Below are 1670 nucleotides of genomic sequence, written 5' to 3'. Positions count from 1 at the left end.
TCGAACAGGAAGGCGGTGCGGCGCTTGGGCCGGAAGCCAAGGCCGGAGAGACCGGCCAGCCCGGCGACGACATCGACCCAGGCGCCGGTGGCGTTGACGACGATATCGGCCTGGTAGGCGCCGGCATTGGTCGCGACGCTGAAGCCGTTTGGGACGCGGGAAATCTCCAGCACTTCCTCGCCGGTGCGGATGACGCCGCCGCCCGCCTTGAGCGCCGAGGCTGAAGCGGCAAGCATCTTTCCCGTGTCGACATCGAGCGCGCCGGGTTCATGGACGCCGCCGCAAGTGGTTGCCGTGGCGATGACCGGCACCAGCGCGGTGACTTCGGCAGCCGACAGGCGCCGTACGCTCGGCACGAGCGCCTGCATCTCGGCCGCCATGCGGTCGACGGCTGCACTGTCCTCGACGCCGCCGACATGCAGCGCGCCGCGTCGGTGGGCGGCGAATCCGCCATCTATGATCGCCTGCCGGCTGGCCAGCGACAGCGCCCGCACCAGCGCATTGCCATAGGTTTCTGAAAACAGCGCCGCCGAGCGGCCGCTGGCGTGGTAGCCGAGATGCGGCTCGCGCTCGAGCACGGTGACCTCAGCCCAGGATTGCACGGCCGCCGCCAGCGAAAGGCCGGCAATGCCGCCGCCGATGACGACGATTTTCTGGGGGGACTTGGACTGCATCTCCTAGGGGTAGAAATAATTTCTTATCCAGTCAATATTTAGCGTATAAGAAAATTGTTAGCGTTGTTGATAGCAGCAGAGAGTTGGACTACCTAGGGTAGACTGGCGGCTCGATGGGCCGCGCAACGGAGCTGACGATGTCGGAGCAACCGAACCTCGGTGATTGTCTGCGCGGCTTGAGGAAGACGCATGGCTGGACCTTGCAGGAGGTCAGCACGCTGACCGGCGTCGCAGTGTCGACGCTGTCCAAGGTCGAGAACGACCAGATGTCGTTGAGTTACGACAAGCTGCTGCAGATCTGCGAGGGGCTGGGCATCCATGTCACCGAACTGCTCAGCGGCGACCGCAAGCAGCCGTCCGCGCGCACCCGTCGTTCGGTGACCTCGCCGTCCAACACGCTGCGCCAGCTGACCCGCAACTACGACTACCGCTATTTGGCCACAGACCTGGTGCGCAAGCGCATGGTACCGATCCACGCCTATGCACGCGCCCGCACGCCGCAGGAATTCGGTCCGCTGACCAGGCATGCCGGCGAGGAGTTTTTGATCGTGCTCAAGGGCGAGATCGAACTGCACACCGACCAGTACGCGCCGGTGCGGCTGAAACAGGGCGAAAGCGTCTACATCGATTCCACCATGGGCCACGCCTATCTCTCGGTGGGCGAGGGCGACGCCGAGATGCTGTGCGTCTGCTCCGGCGACGAGCCTGACATGGAAGGCACGCTGCTGAGTGTGCTGGAGACGGTGGAGGGGTAGGGGCGGGCCCTAATTTCCCGACATTACGCCGCCCCCTCATCTGGCGCCGCCATCTTCTCCCCGTGAACGGCAGGGCCATCGCATAAGGATTCTTGCGAAGATGGACCCCCACCCTAACCCTCCCCACAAGGGGGAGGGAACGCTGCCGCGTGCCTCTAATTCTTCTTTGGCGCCGAAAAGACAGGGGATTTGCGCAGGTCGGCGCCAACGGAAGTCTCCCTCCCCCTTGCGGGGAGGGGTT

2 protein-coding genes are annotated in these 1670 nt (G+C 64.6%); one reads left to right on the top strand and one right to left on the bottom strand.

Annotated features, from left to right (window positions below):
• Nucleotides 1-674, bottom strand: a 674-nt coding sequence (locus EN914_RS34650) for an FAD-binding oxidoreductase (RefSeq protein ID WP_164779141.1), incomplete at its 3' end; no start/stop codon positions are given.
• A gap of 137 nt (nucleotides 675-811) precedes the next feature.
• Between EN914_RS34650 and EN914_RS34645 the strand changes: the two genes are divergently transcribed.
• Nucleotides 812-1429 carry a helix-turn-helix domain-containing protein gene (locus tag EN914_RS34645; RefSeq protein ID WP_024501633.1) on the top strand — a complete coding sequence of 206 codons (618 nt, stop codon included), beginning with the start codon at nucleotides 812-814 and terminating at the stop codon, nucleotides 1427-1429.
• The last annotated feature ends 241 nt before the right edge of the window (nucleotides 1430-1670 follow it).

The sequence above is a fragment of the Mesorhizobium sp. M7A.F.Ca.CA.001.08.2.1 genome, assembly GCF_003998455.1.
Taxonomy (GTDB): domain Bacteria; phylum Pseudomonadota; class Alphaproteobacteria; order Rhizobiales; family Rhizobiaceae; genus Mesorhizobium; species Mesorhizobium ciceri.
Note: the sequence above shows the minus strand (reverse complement) of the source record. Positions and strands in the feature narration are given on the sequence as shown.

Bases quoted from the DNA above. Each gene is read 5' to 3' on its own strand.
- EN914_RS34645 (WP_024501633.1), top strand. From the start codon at position 812: ATGTCGGAGCAACCGAACCTCGGTGATTGTCTGCGCGGCTTGAGGAAG.